The following is a 14602-nucleotide window of genomic DNA, read 5'->3' as shown; positions in this document are numbered from 1 at the left end:
CCCATATCAAGTTTCTGTGAGATCTGGGAATCAATCTATGTCGAGGGTCGCTGATAGGGGGCGTGCGGGGCGGGTAAGCCGACCGCACACGAGCTAGGTATCAGGAGAGAAGAAGACTTATGAGCATCGGACCGATCGGCCCGGCCGGGCCCGGGAACTGGGACGACCTGTTCGCGCGCTTCTTCGGGGCGGCCGAGCCGCGCCGGCAGCAGCAGCAGCGCATCGACATCACGAAGTACATGAGCGGGGACGCCCGTGAGGTGCTCTCCGCCGCCGCCCGTCGTGCCGCCGAGCTCGCCGACCCCGACCGCCTGGTCGCCGACCTGGACACCGACCATCTGTTGTGGGGCGTTCTCCAGCAGGACGCGATGAAGCAGACCGTTCGCCGCGCCGGCGCCGACCCCGACCAGCTGCTGGCCGCCCTGGGTCGCCCAGCGGGGGTCCGGGAGAATCCGCCGGAGCAGGTGGCGCTGACCCCGCAGGCCAAGCGGGCCCTGCTGGACAGCCTGCAGATCTCCCGCGCGCTCGGCGCGTCGTACGTCGGCCCCGAGCACGTCCTGATGGCGCTCGGCCTCAACCCGGACTCCGCGGCCGGCCGGCTGCTGGCCGGCAAGCTGGACCCGCACAACCTGCAGCCGCAGGCCGCCGAGCCGCAGCCGGGCGGCCCGGGGCGCAGCGGCCCGACCGGTTCCAGCGGCAAGACCCCGACGCTGGAGCAGTACGGCGTGGACCTCACCGAGCTCGCCCGGCGCGGCGAGGTCGACCCGGTGATCGGGCGCGCCTCCGAGATCGAGCAGGCCGTGGAGATCCTGTCCCGGCGTACCAAGAACAACCCGGTGCTGATCGGCGAGGCCGGCGTCGGCAAGACCGCCGTCGTCGAGGGCCTGGCCCAGCGCATCGTGGACGGTGACGTGCCGCAGACCCTCGAGGGCAAGCGGGTCATCCAGCTCGACCTGGCCGGCCTGGTGGCGGGCACCCGCTACCGCGGCGACTTCGAGGAGCGGCTGCGCAAGGTCATCGACGAGATCCAGAGCGAGGGGGACGGCCTGGTCGTCTTCCTCGACGAGATCCACACGCTGGTCGGCGCGGGCGGCGGCGGCGAGGGCGGCGGCATGGACGCCTCCAACATGCTCAAGCCGGCCCTGGCCCGCGGGCAGCTGCGGGTGATCGGCGCGACCACGCTCGACGAGTACCGCAAGCACATCGAGAAGGACGCGGCGCTGGCCCGGCGCTTCCAGCCGGTGCTGGTCGGCGAGCCGAGCGTCGAGGACACCGTGGCGATCCTGCGCGGTCTGCGGGACAACTACGAGGCCCACCACCAGGTACGCATCACCGACGAGGCCCTCGATGCCGCGGCGGAACTGTCCGACCGCTACATCGCCGACCGGTTCCTGCCGGACAAGGCGATCGACCTGATCGACCAGGCCGGCGCGCGGGTGCGGCTGCGGGTCAAGACCCCCTCGGCGGACACCCGCGAGGACGAGCGGAGGCTGGAGCAGCTCTCCCGCGACCGCGACCAGGCGGTGGCGGCCGAGAACTACGAGAAGGCGTCGCAGCTGCGCGACGAGATGAACGAGATCCGGGCGCGCCTGCAGCAGGCCACCGTCAGCGAGGACGGCGTGCAGCAGGTGACCGCGGCGGACATCGCCGAGGTCGTGTCCCGGGCCACCGGCATCCCGGTCACCCAACTCACCGAGGAGGAGCGGGACCGCCTGCTGCGCCTGGAGGCGCACCTGCACGACCGGGTGGTCGGCCAGGACGACGCAGTCGAGGCGGTCGCCGAGGCGGTCCGCCGGTCGCGGGCCGGTCTGGGCGACCCCGGCCGGCCGGTGGGCAGCTTCCTGTTCCTCGGCCCGACCGGCGTCGGCAAGACCGAGCTGGCGCGTACGCTGGCCGAGGCGCTGTTCGGCGACTCGGACCGGATGATCCGGCTGGACATGAGCGAGTTCCAGGAGCGGCACACCGTGGCGCGGCTGGTCGGCGCCCCGCCCGGGTACGTCGGCTACGACGAGGCCGGGCAGCTGACCGAGGCGGTGCGGCGCCGCCCGTACAGCGTGGTGCTGCTCGACGAGATCGAGAAGGCGCACCCGGACGTGTTCAACATCCTGTTGCAGGTGCTGGACGACGGGCGGCTGACCGACAGCCAGGGCCGGACGGTGTCCTTCAAGAACACCGTGCTGATCATGACGAGCAACCTCGGCTCGGACATCATCAGCGGCACCCGGCGCAGCGTCGGCTTCGGCGCGGCGGACGCGAAGTCGTCGGCCGACGAGGAGCTGCGCGAGCGGCTCGACCGGCGGCTGCGCGAGCAGCTGCGGCCCGAGTTCATCAACCGGATCGATGAGATCATCATCTTCCGGCAGCTGGAGACCGCCCAGCTGCGGCAGATCACCGAGCTGATGCTGCAGGAGACCCGCCGCCGGCTGAGCAACCAGGACATCCACCTGGAGATCAGCCCCGAGGCGGTGGACTGGCTGTCGGACAAGGGCTTCCAGCCCGAGTTCGGTGCCCGGCCGCTGCGCCGGACGATCCAGCGCGAGCTGGACAACCGGCTGTCCAAGCTGCTGCTCTCGGCCGACCTGAAGAAGGGTCAGACGGTGAAGGTGGACGTCGCCGACGGCAAGCTGGTCTTCAGCTAGGACAAAGCAGGGCCCCGCTCAGCGACCGCTGAGCGGGGCCAGCGCGTCCGGCGTCTCGCCGAGCTGCGGGTGGTCGGCCATCCACTCCACGTACATCGGGTTGCGGTTGACGGCCTCGTGGTACGCCTCCCGCGCCATCTCGATCAGCCGTGGCGCGCTGCGCGCGGCGGGCGAGTCGGGGTGCCAGCCCAGCACCTGGCGCCAGCGCAGCGGCGCGCCGCGCATCGGCCGGTGGGTGAGCCCGGCCGGCGGGCGGAAGGTCGGCTGACACAGGCCCACGGCCAGCCCCGACTCGACCATGTCCACGCAGCTGCGCACGTCGGTCTCGAGCACCCGGCGCGGGGTGAAGCCGGCCCGGGCGCAGGCGGCCGCGAAGCAGTCGGCCAGGCAACCGTCGCCGGTCGAGCCGACCCACTGCTCGTCGGCCAGTTCGGCCAGGTCGACGTCGACGTCCTTGGTGTGCGGGTGGTCCTCGGGCATCAGCACGCTTACCGCGTCGACCGCGATGGTCTGCCAGAACAGGCCGTAGTCGGCCGAGGGGATCGCGTCGCCGCACACGCCGACCTGCGCGTAGTCGAGCTTGCCCGCGAGGACCATGGTGGCCAGCTCGTCGACCCAGTACGACGCGTGGGTGGTGATCTGGGCGTCCGGCTGGGCCATCGACAGCCGGTTCACCAGGCCGGCGAGGACCGGGCCGCCGATCGCGCCGATCCGGTAGCGGCTCATCTCCTCGGCGCCGGCCGCACCGGCCAGCCGCGCCGCCTCGTCCTGCAGGCCCTTCATGGCCGGCAGCAGCACGCGGGCGCGGGAGAGGACCAGCTCGCCGAGGGCGGTGGGGCGGGCGCCGCGGCGGTCGCGCTCGAACAGCGGGCCGCCCAGCGTGCGCTCGATCCGCTGCAGCTGCGCGGTCAGGGCCGGCTGGGCGAGTCCGAGCTGCGACGCCGCCTTGGTCACGCTGCCGGTCTCCGCGATGGCGACGACGACCTTGAGGTGACGCAGCTCCAGGTTCATAGCGTGACGTTAGGACCTTTACGACATCGAAGGCTAGCCCTGCTGCCTGGTGAAAGATCCAACACTTGTGACAAATCGGTTAACGAACCCGGCGGTAACGTCATAAATCGCTGAGGTACGTCGTGCGTCCGGTCACCGCGTCGCGCAATTTGTCGACCACCGCGACCGCCGGATCGACGACCTTGTTCCACGGCGGGGTGGACGGGGTCCTCGGGTGCGGCCGGGTCGGTGCGGCCTCCTCGGCGGTCTCCACCCGGTTGCCGAGGCGGATCAGGTCGTCGATCGGGACCATCTGCGCCAGCACGGGGAAGAGCTCCTCGGTGTCCGCCGCCACGTGCCGGCGTACGGCCGCGATCAGGTCCTTGCCGGGATTTTTCATCAGAAGCAGCAGCTGGTGGTCCTCGGCCAGCTCCCGCGCGGCAAGATCCTCCCCGCCGGGGACCGCCTGGCACAGGGCGGGGTAGAGGTACTGCTCCTCGGCCGACAGATGCCGGGACAGCTCGGCGACCAGGACGTCGGTCACCCGGGGGTCCTCGCCCAGCCGGTCGCACAGCGCGAGCAGGTCGCGATGCTGCTCGGACAGGACGTCCAGCACGTTGCGGCCGGTGGCCTCGCCGCCGACCGGGGGGAGCGGGGGAAGATTCACTGACGACACGGGCCCGCCGGTACCCGAGCCGGGGATTTATCAAACACCTGGTAAGAAGGGGCGATGGAGACCACCGCCGCCGACGAGGTCACGACCATCTGCCGTGACCTGCTGCGCATCGACACCACCAACACCGGCGACCAGGACACGACCGTCGGGGAACGGGTCGCCGCCGAGCACGTGGCGGCGCTGCTCGACGAGGCGGGCATCACCTACGAGCTGCACGAGTCCGCGCCCCGCCGGGCCAACCTGGTCGCCCGCATCCCCGGCGCCGACCGCAGCCGCGGCGCCCTGCTGGTGCACGGCCACCTCGACGTGGTCCCGGCCGATCCGCGGGAGTGGTCGGTCGACCCGTTCTCCGGGGAGGAGAAGGACGGCTACCTCTGGGGCCGCGGCGCGATCGACATGAAGGACTTCGACGCCATGATCCTGGCCGTGGTCCGGGAGTGGAGCCGGGTCGGCTACGTTCCCCCGCGCGACGTCGTGCTGGCGTTCACCGCCGACGAGGAGGCGGGGATGGCGTACGGGTCGGGCTTCCTCGTCGAGAAGCACCGCGATCTGCTCGACGGCTGCACGGAGGCGATCGGCGAGGTCGGCGGGTACTCGTACACGGTGAATGATGATCTTCGTCTCTATCTGGTCCAGACGGCGGAGAAGGGGCTCGACTGGCTGCGCCTGCACGCGACCGGCCGGCCGGGGCACGGCTCGTTCATCCACGACGACAACGCCGTGACGGCGCTCGCCGAGGCGGTCGCCCGGGTCGGCCGGCACCGCTTCCCGGTGGTGGTCACCCCGACCGTGCGCGAGTTCCTGCTGCGGGTCGGCGACGCGCTGCACATCGACATCGACCCGGACGATCCCGAGGTCGCGGTGGCCAAGCTCGGCCCGATCGCCAACCTGATCGGCGCCACCATCCGCAACACCGCCAACCCGACCCGGCTCGAGGCCGGCTACAAGGACAACGTCATCCCCGGGCGGGCGTCGGCCACCATCGACTGCCGTACGCTGCCCGGCCAGGCCGAGTCGTTCCTCGCCGAGCTGCGCGAGGTGATCGGCCCGGACGTCGAGATCGAGCACAACCACCAGCAGCCGGCCGTGGAGACGGAGTTCGGCGGCCCGCTGGTCGACGCGATGGGCGCCGCACTGCGCGCCGAGGACCCGGGCGCCCGCACGGTGCCCTACCTGATGTCCGGCGGCACCGACGCGAAGGCGTTCGCCACCCTCGGCATCCGCTGCTTCGGCTTCGCGCCGCTGCGCCTGCCGCCCGATCTCAACTTCGCCGCGCTGTTCCACGGCATCGACGAGCGGGTTCCGGTGGAGGGACTAAAGTTCGGCGTGCGTGTGCTCGACCGACTGCTTCGTACCAGCTGATCCCGGAAGGACCCATAAATGACCGACCAGAACGCCGAGCTCGACGCCGCTCTCGACGAGGTCGTGGCGGCGGCGCGGGCACACCTCGCGGCGGTCAAGGCGGCCGCCGGCCGCATCGACGACGACGACGTCTGGCAGGCGTACGTCGCCCTGAACAACGCCTCCTTCGCCTACGACGAGAAGCTGCTCGACGCGTACGGCGAGGTCACGCCCTGGGACGTGGAGTCGATCGACCCGGACGAGGCCGACCAGCGCTTCGGCCTGGGCGTGGACGGCTTCGACGCGGCCGAGTCGACCGACCCGTACCCGCAGGTGGTCTCGGTGCGGCAGCGCCGCGACTACCGGGTGCCCAGCGTCGGCGCGCTGCTGCGGGTGGCCGACGTGGCCCGGCGCAACTCGGTGCCCGACGATGAGGACGCCGGCCCGGTGGAGACGGTCGGCGAGGCCGTGCTCGAACTGCTGCAGGCCGGCGACGGCTCACTGGCGTCGCTGGACGTGCCCGAGCTGGAGCCGCTCGACGGCCTGCTGACCGTGAGCGAGATCGGCGAGCCGCTCGACCTGGAGGCCTTCGAGGACTCCGACGGCGACGGCCCGTTCCAGCCGCGCGAGGGTGACCTGCTGGTAGGCCGCCTCGACGAGCACCCGTTCCTCCCCGACGAGGAAGAGGACCACGCCGGTCACAACCACTGACCGCGACCACCGCACCGTGGGGTCTCCGGGGCTCGGCCCCGGAGCAGGCATAGCGGAGTGGTTCCGGTCCGCGCTTTCCGCGGACACACCCCGCTTGGGGTCTCCGGGGCTCGGCCCCGGAGCAGGCATAGCGGAGTGGTTCCGGTCCGCGCTTTCCGCGGACCCACCCCGCTTGGGGTCTCCGGGGCTCGGCCCCGGAGCAGGCATAGCGGAGTGGTTCCGGTCCGCGCTTTCCGCGGACACACCCCGCTCAACCACGCAGCCGGGTCTCTAGTAGCTGAGACCCGGCTGCGGGGTGGCCTGGATTCTGCGGCGGAGCATCACCTTGCGGGTCCCGTCCCGGAAGAGCTGGACCCGGGCGAGCTCCCAACCGGAGAACTCCGCCTGGATGGCGAGCTGCGCCGCCGCGGTCAACTTGTCGACATTCGAAGGCAACCGCAGCGGCGCGTATTCGTAGTCCATGGCGTCTAATATGCGCCGCTGACCGGCGTGTCGCCACCCTCCGGGCCGGGGTATCCCACGCCTTCTCGCTCCGGATACCCCAGGTCGAGGGCCGACACGTCGTCGAGCGCCACCGCGATCTCGGCCGGCAGCGTCAGCTCCTCGCTCAGCAGCGCCCCCTGCAGCTGACCGGCGGTGCGCGCCCCCAGGATCGGCGCCGCCACCCCAGGCCGATCGCGCACCCAGGCGATGGCCACCTCGAGCGGCGACACGCCGAGCCCGGCCGCCGCGGTCACCACCGCCTGCACGATGCTCGAGCTGCGCGGCTCCAGGTAGGTCTGCACGAAGGGCGCCAGGTGCTCGGTGGCCGCCCGCGAGTCGATCGGCCGGCCGTTGCGGTACTTGCCGGTCAGCACGCCCCGGCCCAGCGGCGACCAGGCCAGCACGCCTACCCCGAGGGCCGCCGAGGCGGGCAGCAGCTCGCGCTCGATGCCCCGCTCGAGCAGGGAATACTCCATCTGGGCGGCGACGATCGGCGCCCGGCCCGGGTAGGCCGCCTGCCAGGTCGCGGCCCGGGTGGTCTGCCAGGCGGCGAAGTTGGAGACGCCCACGTAGCGCACCCGGCCGCTGCTCACCGCGTGGTCGAGCGCGGCCAGGGTCTCCTCCAGCGGGGTGGCCGCGTCGTACCCGTGGACCTGCCACAGGTCGACGTAGTCGGTGCCGAGCCGGCGCAGCGACGCGTCCAGCGAGCGCAGCAGGTTGCCCCGCGACCCGTCCCGGCGGCGGTAACCGTGCGGAGTCAGGCCGGCCTTGGTGGCGATCACCACCTCGTCCCGCGGCACCAGGTGGTCGAGCAGCGAGCCGATCACCAGCTCGGCGTCCCCGTCGCCGTACACGTCGGCGGTGTCGATCGTGGTGCCGCCGGCCTCCAGATAGAACTTGAGCTGGGCAGCGGCATCATCGGGGTCGGTGTCACGTCCCCACGTCATGGTGCCGAGGGCGAGCCGGGAGACCGCCAGCCCGCTTCGGCCGAGCGGTCGCTGCTGCATGAGTGAACCTTATTCATCAGCCCGCCACGGCGAAATGCCATGAGCAGGTCAACCCGGTCGGATGCCGGACCGAAATCACGCTGCGTGGGTGGATAGGCTGCGACGAAGGATCAGGGGATCGTCTCCGGGCCGGTCGACGACGACCGGCGGGGCGGTCGGATGGGGGAGGACCACGTGCGGCTCGGACTCAGCCTCGGTTACCAGGCGGCATGGACCACACCCGCCGATCATCTGGCGATGGCCCAGGAGGCGGATCGGCTCGGCTTCGCGGTGGCCTGGTCCGCCGAGGCGTACGGGTCGGACACCGTCAGCATGCTCGCCTGGATCGCCGGCCAGACCCAGCAGATCGACCTGGGCGCGGCCGTGATGCAGATCCCGGCCCGCACCCCGGCGATGACCGCGATGACCGCGGCCACCATCGACACGCTCTCCGGCGGCCGGTTCCGGCTCGGGCTCGGCGTCTCCGGCCCGCAGGTCTCCGAGGGCTGGCACGGCGTGCGGTTCGGCAAGCCGCTGCAGCGCACCCGGGAGTACGTCGACATCGTCAAGATGGCGATCGCCCGCGAGCCGGTGTCGTACCAGGGCTCGTACTACACGCTGCCGCTGCCGGACGGGCCCGGCAAGGCGCTCAAGCTCGGCTTCCACCCGCCGCGTACGCAGATCCCGATCTACCTGGCCGCGGTCGGGCCGAAGAACCTGGAGCTGGCCGGCGAGATCGCCGACGGCTGGCTGGCGATCTTCTTCGCGCCGGACGCGGCGGGGGAGTACCTGCAGCACATCGAGCGCGGCCGGGCCAAGCGCGGGCTGGGCCTGGCGGGCTTCGACGTGGCGCCGACCGTGCCCGTGGTGATCGGCGACAACGTGGCCTGGTGCGCGGACGTGATCCGGCCGTACGCGTCGCTGTACGTCGGCGGCATGGGCAGCCGGGAGCAGAACTTCTACAACCAGCTCGCGGTGCGGATGGGCTACGCCGACGAGGCCGCGAAGGTGCAGGAGCTGTACCTGGCCGGCAAGAAGGCGGAGGCGGCCGAGGCGGTGCCGCAGGAGTTCATCGAGCGCACCGCGATCCTGGGCAACAAGATCCAGATCAAGGAACGGATCCGGCAGTACGCCGCGGCCGGCGTCGGGACGCTCTCGATCAGCCCGTACGTGGGCGACCTGAAGAGCGGGATCGACACGCTGCGGATCGTCGCCGAGGCGTACGAGGAATCGGGTGTGGCGGAGTAGTGGCCACTGTTCTTCTGCTCCGGCACGGGCGGACCACGGCCAACGCGAGCGGCCTGCTGGCCGGTCGTCAGCCGGTCGACCTCGACGGAACCGGCATCGACCAGGCAAAGCGGGCAGGAAGCCGGTTGACCGATCTGCCCTTCAAATCGGTGATTTCGAGCCCACTGCTCCGATGCCGCCGAACGGTGGAGATCGCCCTTCCGGACGCGGAGATCGTCGAGGACGAGGGCCTCACCGAGTGCGGGTACGGCGACTGGGAGGGCAGGCAGCTCAAGGACCTCGCCAAGGAGCCGCTCTGGCAGGTGGTCCAGCAGCACCCGAGCGCCGCGGCCTTCCCGAACGGTGAGGCCATGTCCGACATGTCGGCCCGGGCGGTCGCCACCATCCGGCGCTGGGACGCGAAGATCGGCGCCGAGCACGGGCCGGACGCGCTCTGGCTCGCCTGCAGCCACGGCGACGTGATCAAGGCGATCATCGCCGACGCGCTCGGCATGCACCTCGACCAGTTCCAGCGGATCGTCGCCGACCCGGCATCGATCAGCGTCATCCGGTACACCCCGACCCGGCCGTTCGTGGTGCGGGTCAACGAGGGCGGCGACCTGGCCTCGCTGGTCCCGCCGAAGGCGGAAGCGGCCGCCTCGGACGCCTCGGTCGGCGGCGGCGCCGGAGGGTGACCACCGGGTCACCGCAGGTCGATCCCATTGCGCCCTAGGCGAACCCGGGTAAGCGGGGTGAGCGATCGGTGCGGCGGCTCGATAGGGTTGTTGCCATGACCCACCAGGTGCACTCCTTCGAGCCGCCCGAGCGGTTCGTGGCCGGTACGGTGGGCGAGCCGGGCGACCGCACCTTCTTCCTGCAGGCTCGTGGCGGCGGCCGGGTGATCAGCGTCGCGCTGGAAAAGGTGCAGGTGTCGCTGCTCGCCGAGAAGCTCGAGGAGCTCCTTCTCGAGGCCAACAAGCGGTTCGGGGTCAACCTCCCCGAGGCGCCGATGGTGCACGGCCCCGACAACGAGCCGCTGGACACCCCGGTCGACGAGGAGTTCCGGGTCGGCACGCTCGGCCTCGCCTTCGACGTCGACAGCGGCACCGTGGTGATCGAGGCGATCGAGGCCGGTGAGGCGGAAGTCGAGATCGAGCTCGGCCCCGACGCCCCCGGCGAGACCGATGACGATGACGACGATGACGACGAGCCCGACGACGACCTCGACCGGCTCCGGGTGCGCCTGAGCCCCGAGGCCACCCGGGCCTTCATCGACCGCGCCCGGCGTGTCGTCGCCGCCGGCCGGCCGCCCTGCCCGCTCTGCGGCCAGCCGCTCGACCCGGCCGGCCACCTCTGCCCCCGGCACAACGGCTATCACCGGTGACCTGCGCGTGACCACCGAGCCCGCAGCCGCGCTCGCCGAGAGCGAAGCCCTCGACCTGCTCGCCCACGGGCAGATCGAGATCGAGGGCCGCCTCGTCGCCGCGTCCAACACCACGCTGCGGGCCGAGATCACGCTGGACGGCCTGACCCGCCGCTGCGTCTACAAACCGGTCCGCGGCGAGCGCCCGCTGTGGGATTTCCCCGACGGCACCCTGGCCGGCCGTGAGGTCTCCGCGTTCCTGGTCTCCCAGGCCACGGGCTGGGACCTGGTGCCGCCCACGATCCTGCGCGACGGCCCGCTGGGCGTCGGCGCTCTGCAACTCTGGATCGACGAGCCCGACGACGCCGAGTCCCTGATCGGCTTCGTGCCCGCCTACGACGTCCCGCACGGCTGGCTGCCGGTGGCCAACGCGCGCGACGAGGACGGCGACGCCTACGCCCTGGCGCACAAGGACGATCCCCGGCTGGCCCGCCTGGCCGTCTTCGACGCGGTCATCAACAACGCCGACCGCAAGGGCGGCCACGTCCTCTACCCCGCGACCGGCTCGATCCACGGCGTCGACCACGGCGTGAGCTTCCACGTGGAGAACAAACTGCGCACCGTCCTGTGGGGCTGGACCGGCAAGTCCCTGTTCGCCGATGCGGCCGACGTGCTGCGGGCGCTGGGCGCACAGCTGGACGCCGCGCTCGGCGCCACCCTCGAGGAGCACCTCACCCTCTCCGAGGTCCAGCACCTGCGCCTGCGCGTCCGCCGCCTGCTCCGCGCCGGCCGTTTCCCCAAACCCCCACAGGACTGGCCGGCAATCCCCTGGCCGCCCGTCTAAATCTTCGAGAGGGTACGAGGCCGAGGCGCCCCAACCGCACAGCCGCCGCCCCCGCCGCAGCGCACCGGCTGAGTGCGACTCACCCTCCGCGAGCGGCCGCCGGGTTGTTCCCGCCGGGTTGCGCAAGCAGCGTCCCCCGTGCGCCAGCCCGCCCCCATCCGCCCGCCCCTCGATCGCCAACGCTCCAGCTCGCCTCCGCGCAGGCCTGATCTTGGAGAGTTCCGGTGCGTGCGGAACGGCGGCGCCTCTAGATCGCCCGCGCGCCCCTGATCTTGGAGAGTTCCGGTGCGTGCTGAACGCCAGCGCCTCTAGATCGCGGCGGGGGAGGGGGAGGGGAGCACGGAGAGTGGGGGAGCAGCGGGTGGTGTGCCGCAGTGGCGGGGCAGGTGCTGGGGCAAGGGGAAGCCGGGCTTGGCCGCCCGGTCGCCGCGACCGGCTGCTCCCATCGTGAGCGGGCAGCTGCCGGGCCATGGGAAGCCGGGCTTGGCCACCCGCTCACCGCGACCGGCCGCTCCCACCGTGACCAGGCAGCTGCCGGGCCATGGCAGCCCGCCCGGCCGTCGACCAGCGCGCGCGGGACGCCGGGATCACCTCAGAGTTTGACGCCGAGCAGGGCGTCCACCGTGCGGGACATCAGCGCCGGGGCCGACTCGTCGTCGCCCGTGGCGGTCAGGGCCGCCTCGCACCAGGCGTCGACCACGGCCAGCACCGCCGGGGTGTCGAGGTCGTTGGCCAGGCTTTCCCGCACCGCCGCCAGCAGGCCCTCGCCGGACGGGCCCGCCGGGGCCGCGGCCGCCGCCCGCCAGCGGGCCAGGCGCTCCTCGCCCACCTTGAGCACGTCGTCGGTCCACTCACGGTCGGCGCGGTAGTGGCCGGACAGCAGCCCGAGCCGCACCGCCATCGGGTCGACCCCGTCGGCGCGCAGGCGGGACACGAAGACCAGGTTGCCCTTGGACTTCGACATCTTCTCGCCGTCCAGCCCGATCATGCCGGCGTGCACGTAGTGCGCCGCGAACGGCTGTGCGCCGGTCAGCACCTCGGCGTGCGCCGCCGAGCACTCGTGGTGCGGGTAGATCAGGTCGTTGCCGCCGCCCTGGACGTCGATCGTGTTGCCGAGCAGGCCCAGCGCGATCGCCGTGCACTCGATGTGCCAGCCGGGGCGGCCCGGGCCGAGGTCACCGCCGTCCCAGGCCGGCTCGCCGTCGCGGGTGCCGCGCCACAGCAGCGGGTCGAGCGGGTCGCGTTTGCCGGCCCGGTCGGGGTCGCCGCCGCGCTCGGCCGAGAGAACGGTCATCTCCTCGCGGGGCAGGTTCGACTCGTACCCGAAGCGCGGTGCCGCGGAGATGGCGAAGTAGACGTCGCCGGTGCCGTCGTCGAGGGTGTAGGCCGCGCCGGCCGCCAGCAGCTCGCGCACGTGCCCGGCGATCGCCGGGATGGACTCGACCGCGCCCACGTAGTGCTGCGGCGGGATGATCCGCAGTGCCTCCATGTCCTCCCGGAACAGGGCCGTCTCGCGCATGGCCAGGACGACCCAGTCCTCGCCGTCGCGCGCGGCCCGCTCCAGCAGCGGGTCGTCGATGTCGGTGACGTTCTGCACGTAGTTGACCTCGAGCCCGGCGTCCCGCCAGAGCCGGTTGATCAGGTCGAACGTGATCATCGTGGCGGCGTGCCCCAGGTGGGTCGCGTCGTACGGCGTGATGCCGCAGACGTACATCGTCGCGACGCCCTCGGGCGCGGTGGCTGCCACCGCCCGCCGGGCCGAGTCGAACAGGTGCGGCGCCACCGCGTCACCAGGCAGGGTCGGCACTTCGTGCCCGGTCCACGTGTCCATGGTCCGGAAGCCTATCCACCGGATGTGACAGAAACCCGAGCGTGAGGTTTACCTCACGCCGGAGTCGCGGACCGAAATACCCTAAGACATTCCCGACTTATTTGCGGGTAAAAAAATGACTTATCGGATTTTCCCGGAAACCGCCACTTTGATCCGCTCGGAGGCACAGACTTTCGGAGGTCCTATTTTCGTTCGAAAGGGATTTATCATGCGACGTCCTGCTTTGTACCTTGCTGGCCTTGTTCTGGCCGCCGGCGCGAGCCTTGCCGGGGCGGGACCCGCCTCCGCAGCGCCCGCAGCGCCCGCAGCGCCTGCGACGGTCGCCGCGCCCGCGTCCGCCTCGCACGGCGCCTGGATTCCCGGCGGCTGGTGTGGCGGCCTGGGCTGGGGCTGGGGCAACGGCTGGGGGCCCGGCTGGGGCAACGCCTGGAACGACAACTGGAACGACTGGGGCGACGGCTGGGGCAACGGCAACGGCTGGGGCCACGGCTGGGGCTGGCGAGGGTACTGCCACAACCACCGGTGGGGCTGGGGCCCCTGGGGTGGCGGCTGGGGTGGCGGCGGCTGGGGTGGCGGCTGGTGATCGGAGACCAAGCCGACACTGAGTAGACCGACGACATCGACCCGGGGTGCCCGCACAGGGCCCCCGGGTCCGTCGTTTTGCTCAGGCGAGCGCCAGTCCCGGGTCCGAGTCGGTGGCGGCCGGGACGGGCGCCGGGATGCGGTACTCCTCGGTGAGCGTCGTCATCGGGCCGGGCCAGGTCGCCTGGGCCACCTCGATCGGCTTGCGGGTCTCGTCGAAGGCCACGTGCAGCAGGTGCAGCACCGGCGTGTCCGGCCGGATCTGCAGGATCTCGGCCTCGTCCCGGCTCGGCTGGCGGGCGCTGATCGTGTCGGTGGCCGACGCGTACCGCTTGCCGAGCGCCTCCTCGGCCTCCTGGTAGAGCGGCCGGCCGAACGCCTCGGCCCGTTCGAGGGAGGTCCCGGAGGTCTCGGCCACCCGGAACCACGACGCGCCCAGCTCGACGGTCGCGTCGTCGGCCCGCACGACATGACGCCGCACCAGCAGCTCGGTGCCGTCGCGTACGCCGAACGCATCGGCCACCTCCGGCGGCGCGGGTTCGCGGCCGACCGAGACCAGCTGCTGCCGGTACCGGGCCGCGAGGTCGGCGTGGTAGCCGCGGTGCGCGCCGTACCGGCCGCGGGAGAGCCGGTTGAGCCGCCGCCGGGTGCCGCGGACGTACGTCCCCGAGCCCGGCTTCGTGATCAGGACACCCTCGACCCGCAGCTGGTCCACGGTCCGTTGCACGGTCTGCTTGGCCACCCCGAACATCTCCGCCATGGCCGGGATCGAGGGCAGCCGCTCACCCGGCTGCCAGTCCCCGCGCCGGATGCGCTCCTTGAGCTGCGTCGCGATCTGCCGATGCGGAAACTCCGCCGCGCCCGGATTGATGGTCATCGTCGACCTCCCGCAGAGACCCTAGGTTCCTAGGATGCCGTACGGGCCGTGC

General features: G+C 71.9%; 14 protein-coding genes. 8 read left to right on the top strand and 6 right to left on the bottom strand.

All coding sequences use genetic code 11. The annotated features are described in order from the left end of the window. Positions 1-119: 119 nt before the first annotated feature. Positions 120-2639, top strand: a complete 2520-nt coding sequence (locus tag ODJ79_RS22815) for an ATP-dependent Clp protease ATP-binding subunit (protein ID WP_263025569.1) — start codon at positions 120-122, stop codon at positions 2637-2639. An 18-nt stretch (positions 2640-2657) separates the two neighbouring features. On the opposite strand, the gene ODJ79_RS22810 is transcribed toward ODJ79_RS22815, so the two are convergent. Then, on the bottom strand, positions 2658-3650 hold the full coding sequence (locus ODJ79_RS22810; protein WP_263025568.1) for a LysR family transcriptional regulator: 993 nt from the start codon (positions 3648-3650) through the stop codon (positions 2658-2660). A 100-nt stretch (positions 3651-3750) separates the two neighbouring features. Further along, positions 3751-4296 (bottom strand): hemerythrin domain-containing protein, encoded by a 546-nt coding sequence (locus ODJ79_RS22805; protein WP_263025567.1) that lies wholly within the window; start codon positions 4294-4296, stop codon positions 3751-3753. Between the two features lie 63 nt (positions 4297-4359). On the opposite strand from ODJ79_RS22805, the gene ODJ79_RS22800 reads away from it, so the two are divergent. Together ODJ79_RS22800 and ODJ79_RS22795 are read left to right on the top strand one after the other, a co-directional pair. Next, positions 4360-5667: a M20/M25/M40 family metallo-hydrolase gene (locus tag ODJ79_RS22800; RefSeq protein ID WP_263025566.1), complete on the top strand. Its 1308-nt coding sequence runs from the start codon at positions 4360-4362 to the stop codon at positions 5665-5667. 18 nt (positions 5668-5685) lie between these two features. Next, entirely contained in the window at positions 5686-6357 is a 672-nt protein-coding gene (locus tag ODJ79_RS22795) for a hypothetical protein (protein WP_263025565.1), read from the top strand. A 270-nt stretch (positions 6358-6627) separates the two neighbouring features. On the opposite strand, the gene ODJ79_RS22790 is transcribed toward ODJ79_RS22795, so the two are convergent. Both ODJ79_RS22790 and ODJ79_RS22785 read right to left on the bottom strand, forming a co-directional pair. After that, positions 6628-6819, bottom strand: coding sequence for a DUF5703 family protein (locus tag ODJ79_RS22790; protein WP_263025564.1), 192 nt, complete (start codon positions 6817-6819; stop codon positions 6628-6630). Between the two features lie 5 nt (positions 6820-6824). Further along, complete coding sequence (locus ODJ79_RS22785) at positions 6825-7847, bottom strand: aldo/keto reductase (RefSeq protein ID WP_263025563.1); 1023 nt, start codon at positions 7845-7847, stop codon at positions 6825-6827. A gap of 174 nt (positions 7848-8021) precedes the next feature. On the opposite strand from ODJ79_RS22785, the gene ODJ79_RS22780 reads away from it, so the two are divergent. The 4 genes from ODJ79_RS22780 to ODJ79_RS22765 all read left to right on the top strand — a co-directional run bounded on the left by ODJ79_RS22780 (position 8022) and on the right by ODJ79_RS22765 (position 11260). After that, entirely contained in the window at positions 8022-9074 is a 1053-nt protein-coding gene (locus ODJ79_RS22780; protein ID WP_263025562.1) for an LLM class F420-dependent oxidoreductase, read from the top strand. Then, a complete protein-coding gene (locus tag ODJ79_RS22775; protein ID WP_263025561.1) occupies positions 9074-9748 on the top strand; it encodes a histidine phosphatase family protein in 675 nt (224 codons plus the stop codon). Before ODJ79_RS22780 ends, ODJ79_RS22775 begins: the two co-directional genes overlap by 1 nt. A 95-nt stretch (positions 9749-9843) precedes the next feature. Continuing rightward, positions 9844-10437 (top strand): DUF3090 domain-containing protein, encoded by a 594-nt coding sequence (locus ODJ79_RS22770; protein WP_263025560.1) that lies wholly within the window; start codon positions 9844-9846, stop codon positions 10435-10437. A gap of 7 nt (positions 10438-10444) precedes the next feature. Further along, on the top strand, positions 10445-11260 hold the full coding sequence (locus ODJ79_RS22765; RefSeq protein ID WP_263025559.1) for an SCO1664 family protein: 816 nt from the start codon (positions 10445-10447) through the stop codon (positions 11258-11260). A gap of 592 nt (positions 11261-11852) precedes the next feature. Here the strand turns inward: ODJ79_RS22765 and mshC are convergent. Next, positions 11853-13091, bottom strand: a complete 1239-nt coding sequence (gene mshC, locus ODJ79_RS22760) for a cysteine--1-D-myo-inosityl 2-amino-2-deoxy-alpha-D-glucopyranoside ligase (RefSeq protein WP_263025558.1) — start codon at positions 13089-13091, stop codon at positions 11853-11855. Between the two features lie 208 nt (positions 13092-13299). On the opposite strand from mshC, the gene ODJ79_RS22755 reads away from it, so the two are divergent. Beyond that, the gene (locus ODJ79_RS22755) at positions 13300-13674 is read left to right on the top strand and encodes a hypothetical protein (RefSeq protein WP_263025557.1); all 375 of its coding nucleotides are present in this window, start codon (positions 13300-13302) and stop codon (positions 13672-13674) included. Positions 13675-13755: 81 nt separating this feature from the next. On the opposite strand, the gene ODJ79_RS22750 is transcribed toward ODJ79_RS22755, so the two are convergent. Further along, positions 13756-14550 (bottom strand): GntR family transcriptional regulator, encoded by a 795-nt coding sequence (locus ODJ79_RS22750; protein ID WP_263025556.1) that lies wholly within the window; start codon positions 14548-14550, stop codon positions 13756-13758. Positions 14551-14602: the final 52 nt, after the last annotated feature.

It is taken from the genome of Actinoplanes sp. KI2 (assembly GCF_025630775.1).
In the GTDB taxonomy this organism is placed as follows: Bacteria; Actinomycetota; Actinomycetes; order Mycobacteriales; family Micromonosporaceae; genus Actinoplanes.
This window is presented reverse-complemented; position numbering and strand designations above follow the sequence as displayed.

Excerpts from the sequence above, each read along its gene's own strand:
- ODJ79_RS22815 (WP_263025569.1), top strand. The coding sequence starts at position 120 with ATGAGCATCGGACCGATCGGCCCGGCCGGGCCCGGGAACTGGGACGAC.
- ODJ79_RS22785 (WP_263025563.1), bottom strand. The coding sequence starts at position 7,847 with ATGCAGCAGCGACCGCTCGGCCGAAGCGGGCTGGCGGTCTCCCGGCTC.
- ODJ79_RS22795 (WP_263025565.1), top strand. The coding sequence starts at position 5,686 with ATGACCGACCAGAACGCCGAGCTCGACGCCGCTCTCGACGAGGTCGTG.
- ODJ79_RS22800 (WP_263025566.1), top strand. The coding sequence starts at position 4,360 with ATGGAGACCACCGCCGCCGACGAGGTCACGACCATCTGCCGTGACCTG.
- ODJ79_RS22755 (WP_263025557.1), top strand. The coding sequence starts at position 13,300 with ATGCGACGTCCTGCTTTGTACCTTGCTGGCCTTGTTCTGGCCGCCGGC.
- ODJ79_RS22790 (WP_263025564.1), bottom strand. The coding sequence starts at position 6,819 with ATGGACTACGAATACGCGCCGCTGCGGTTGCCTTCGAATGTCGACAAG.
- ODJ79_RS22750 (WP_263025556.1), bottom strand. The coding sequence starts at position 14,550 with ATGACCATCAATCCGGGCGCGGCGGAGTTTCCGCATCGGCAGATCGCG.
- ODJ79_RS22810 (WP_263025568.1), bottom strand. The coding sequence starts at position 3,650 with ATGAACCTGGAGCTGCGTCACCTCAAGGTCGTCGTCGCCATCGCGGAG.
- mshC (WP_263025558.1), bottom strand. The coding sequence starts at position 13,091 with ATGGACACGTGGACCGGGCACGAAGTGCCGACCCTGCCTGGTGACGCG.
- ODJ79_RS22770 (WP_263025560.1), top strand. The coding sequence starts at position 9,844 with ATGACCCACCAGGTGCACTCCTTCGAGCCGCCCGAGCGGTTCGTGGCC.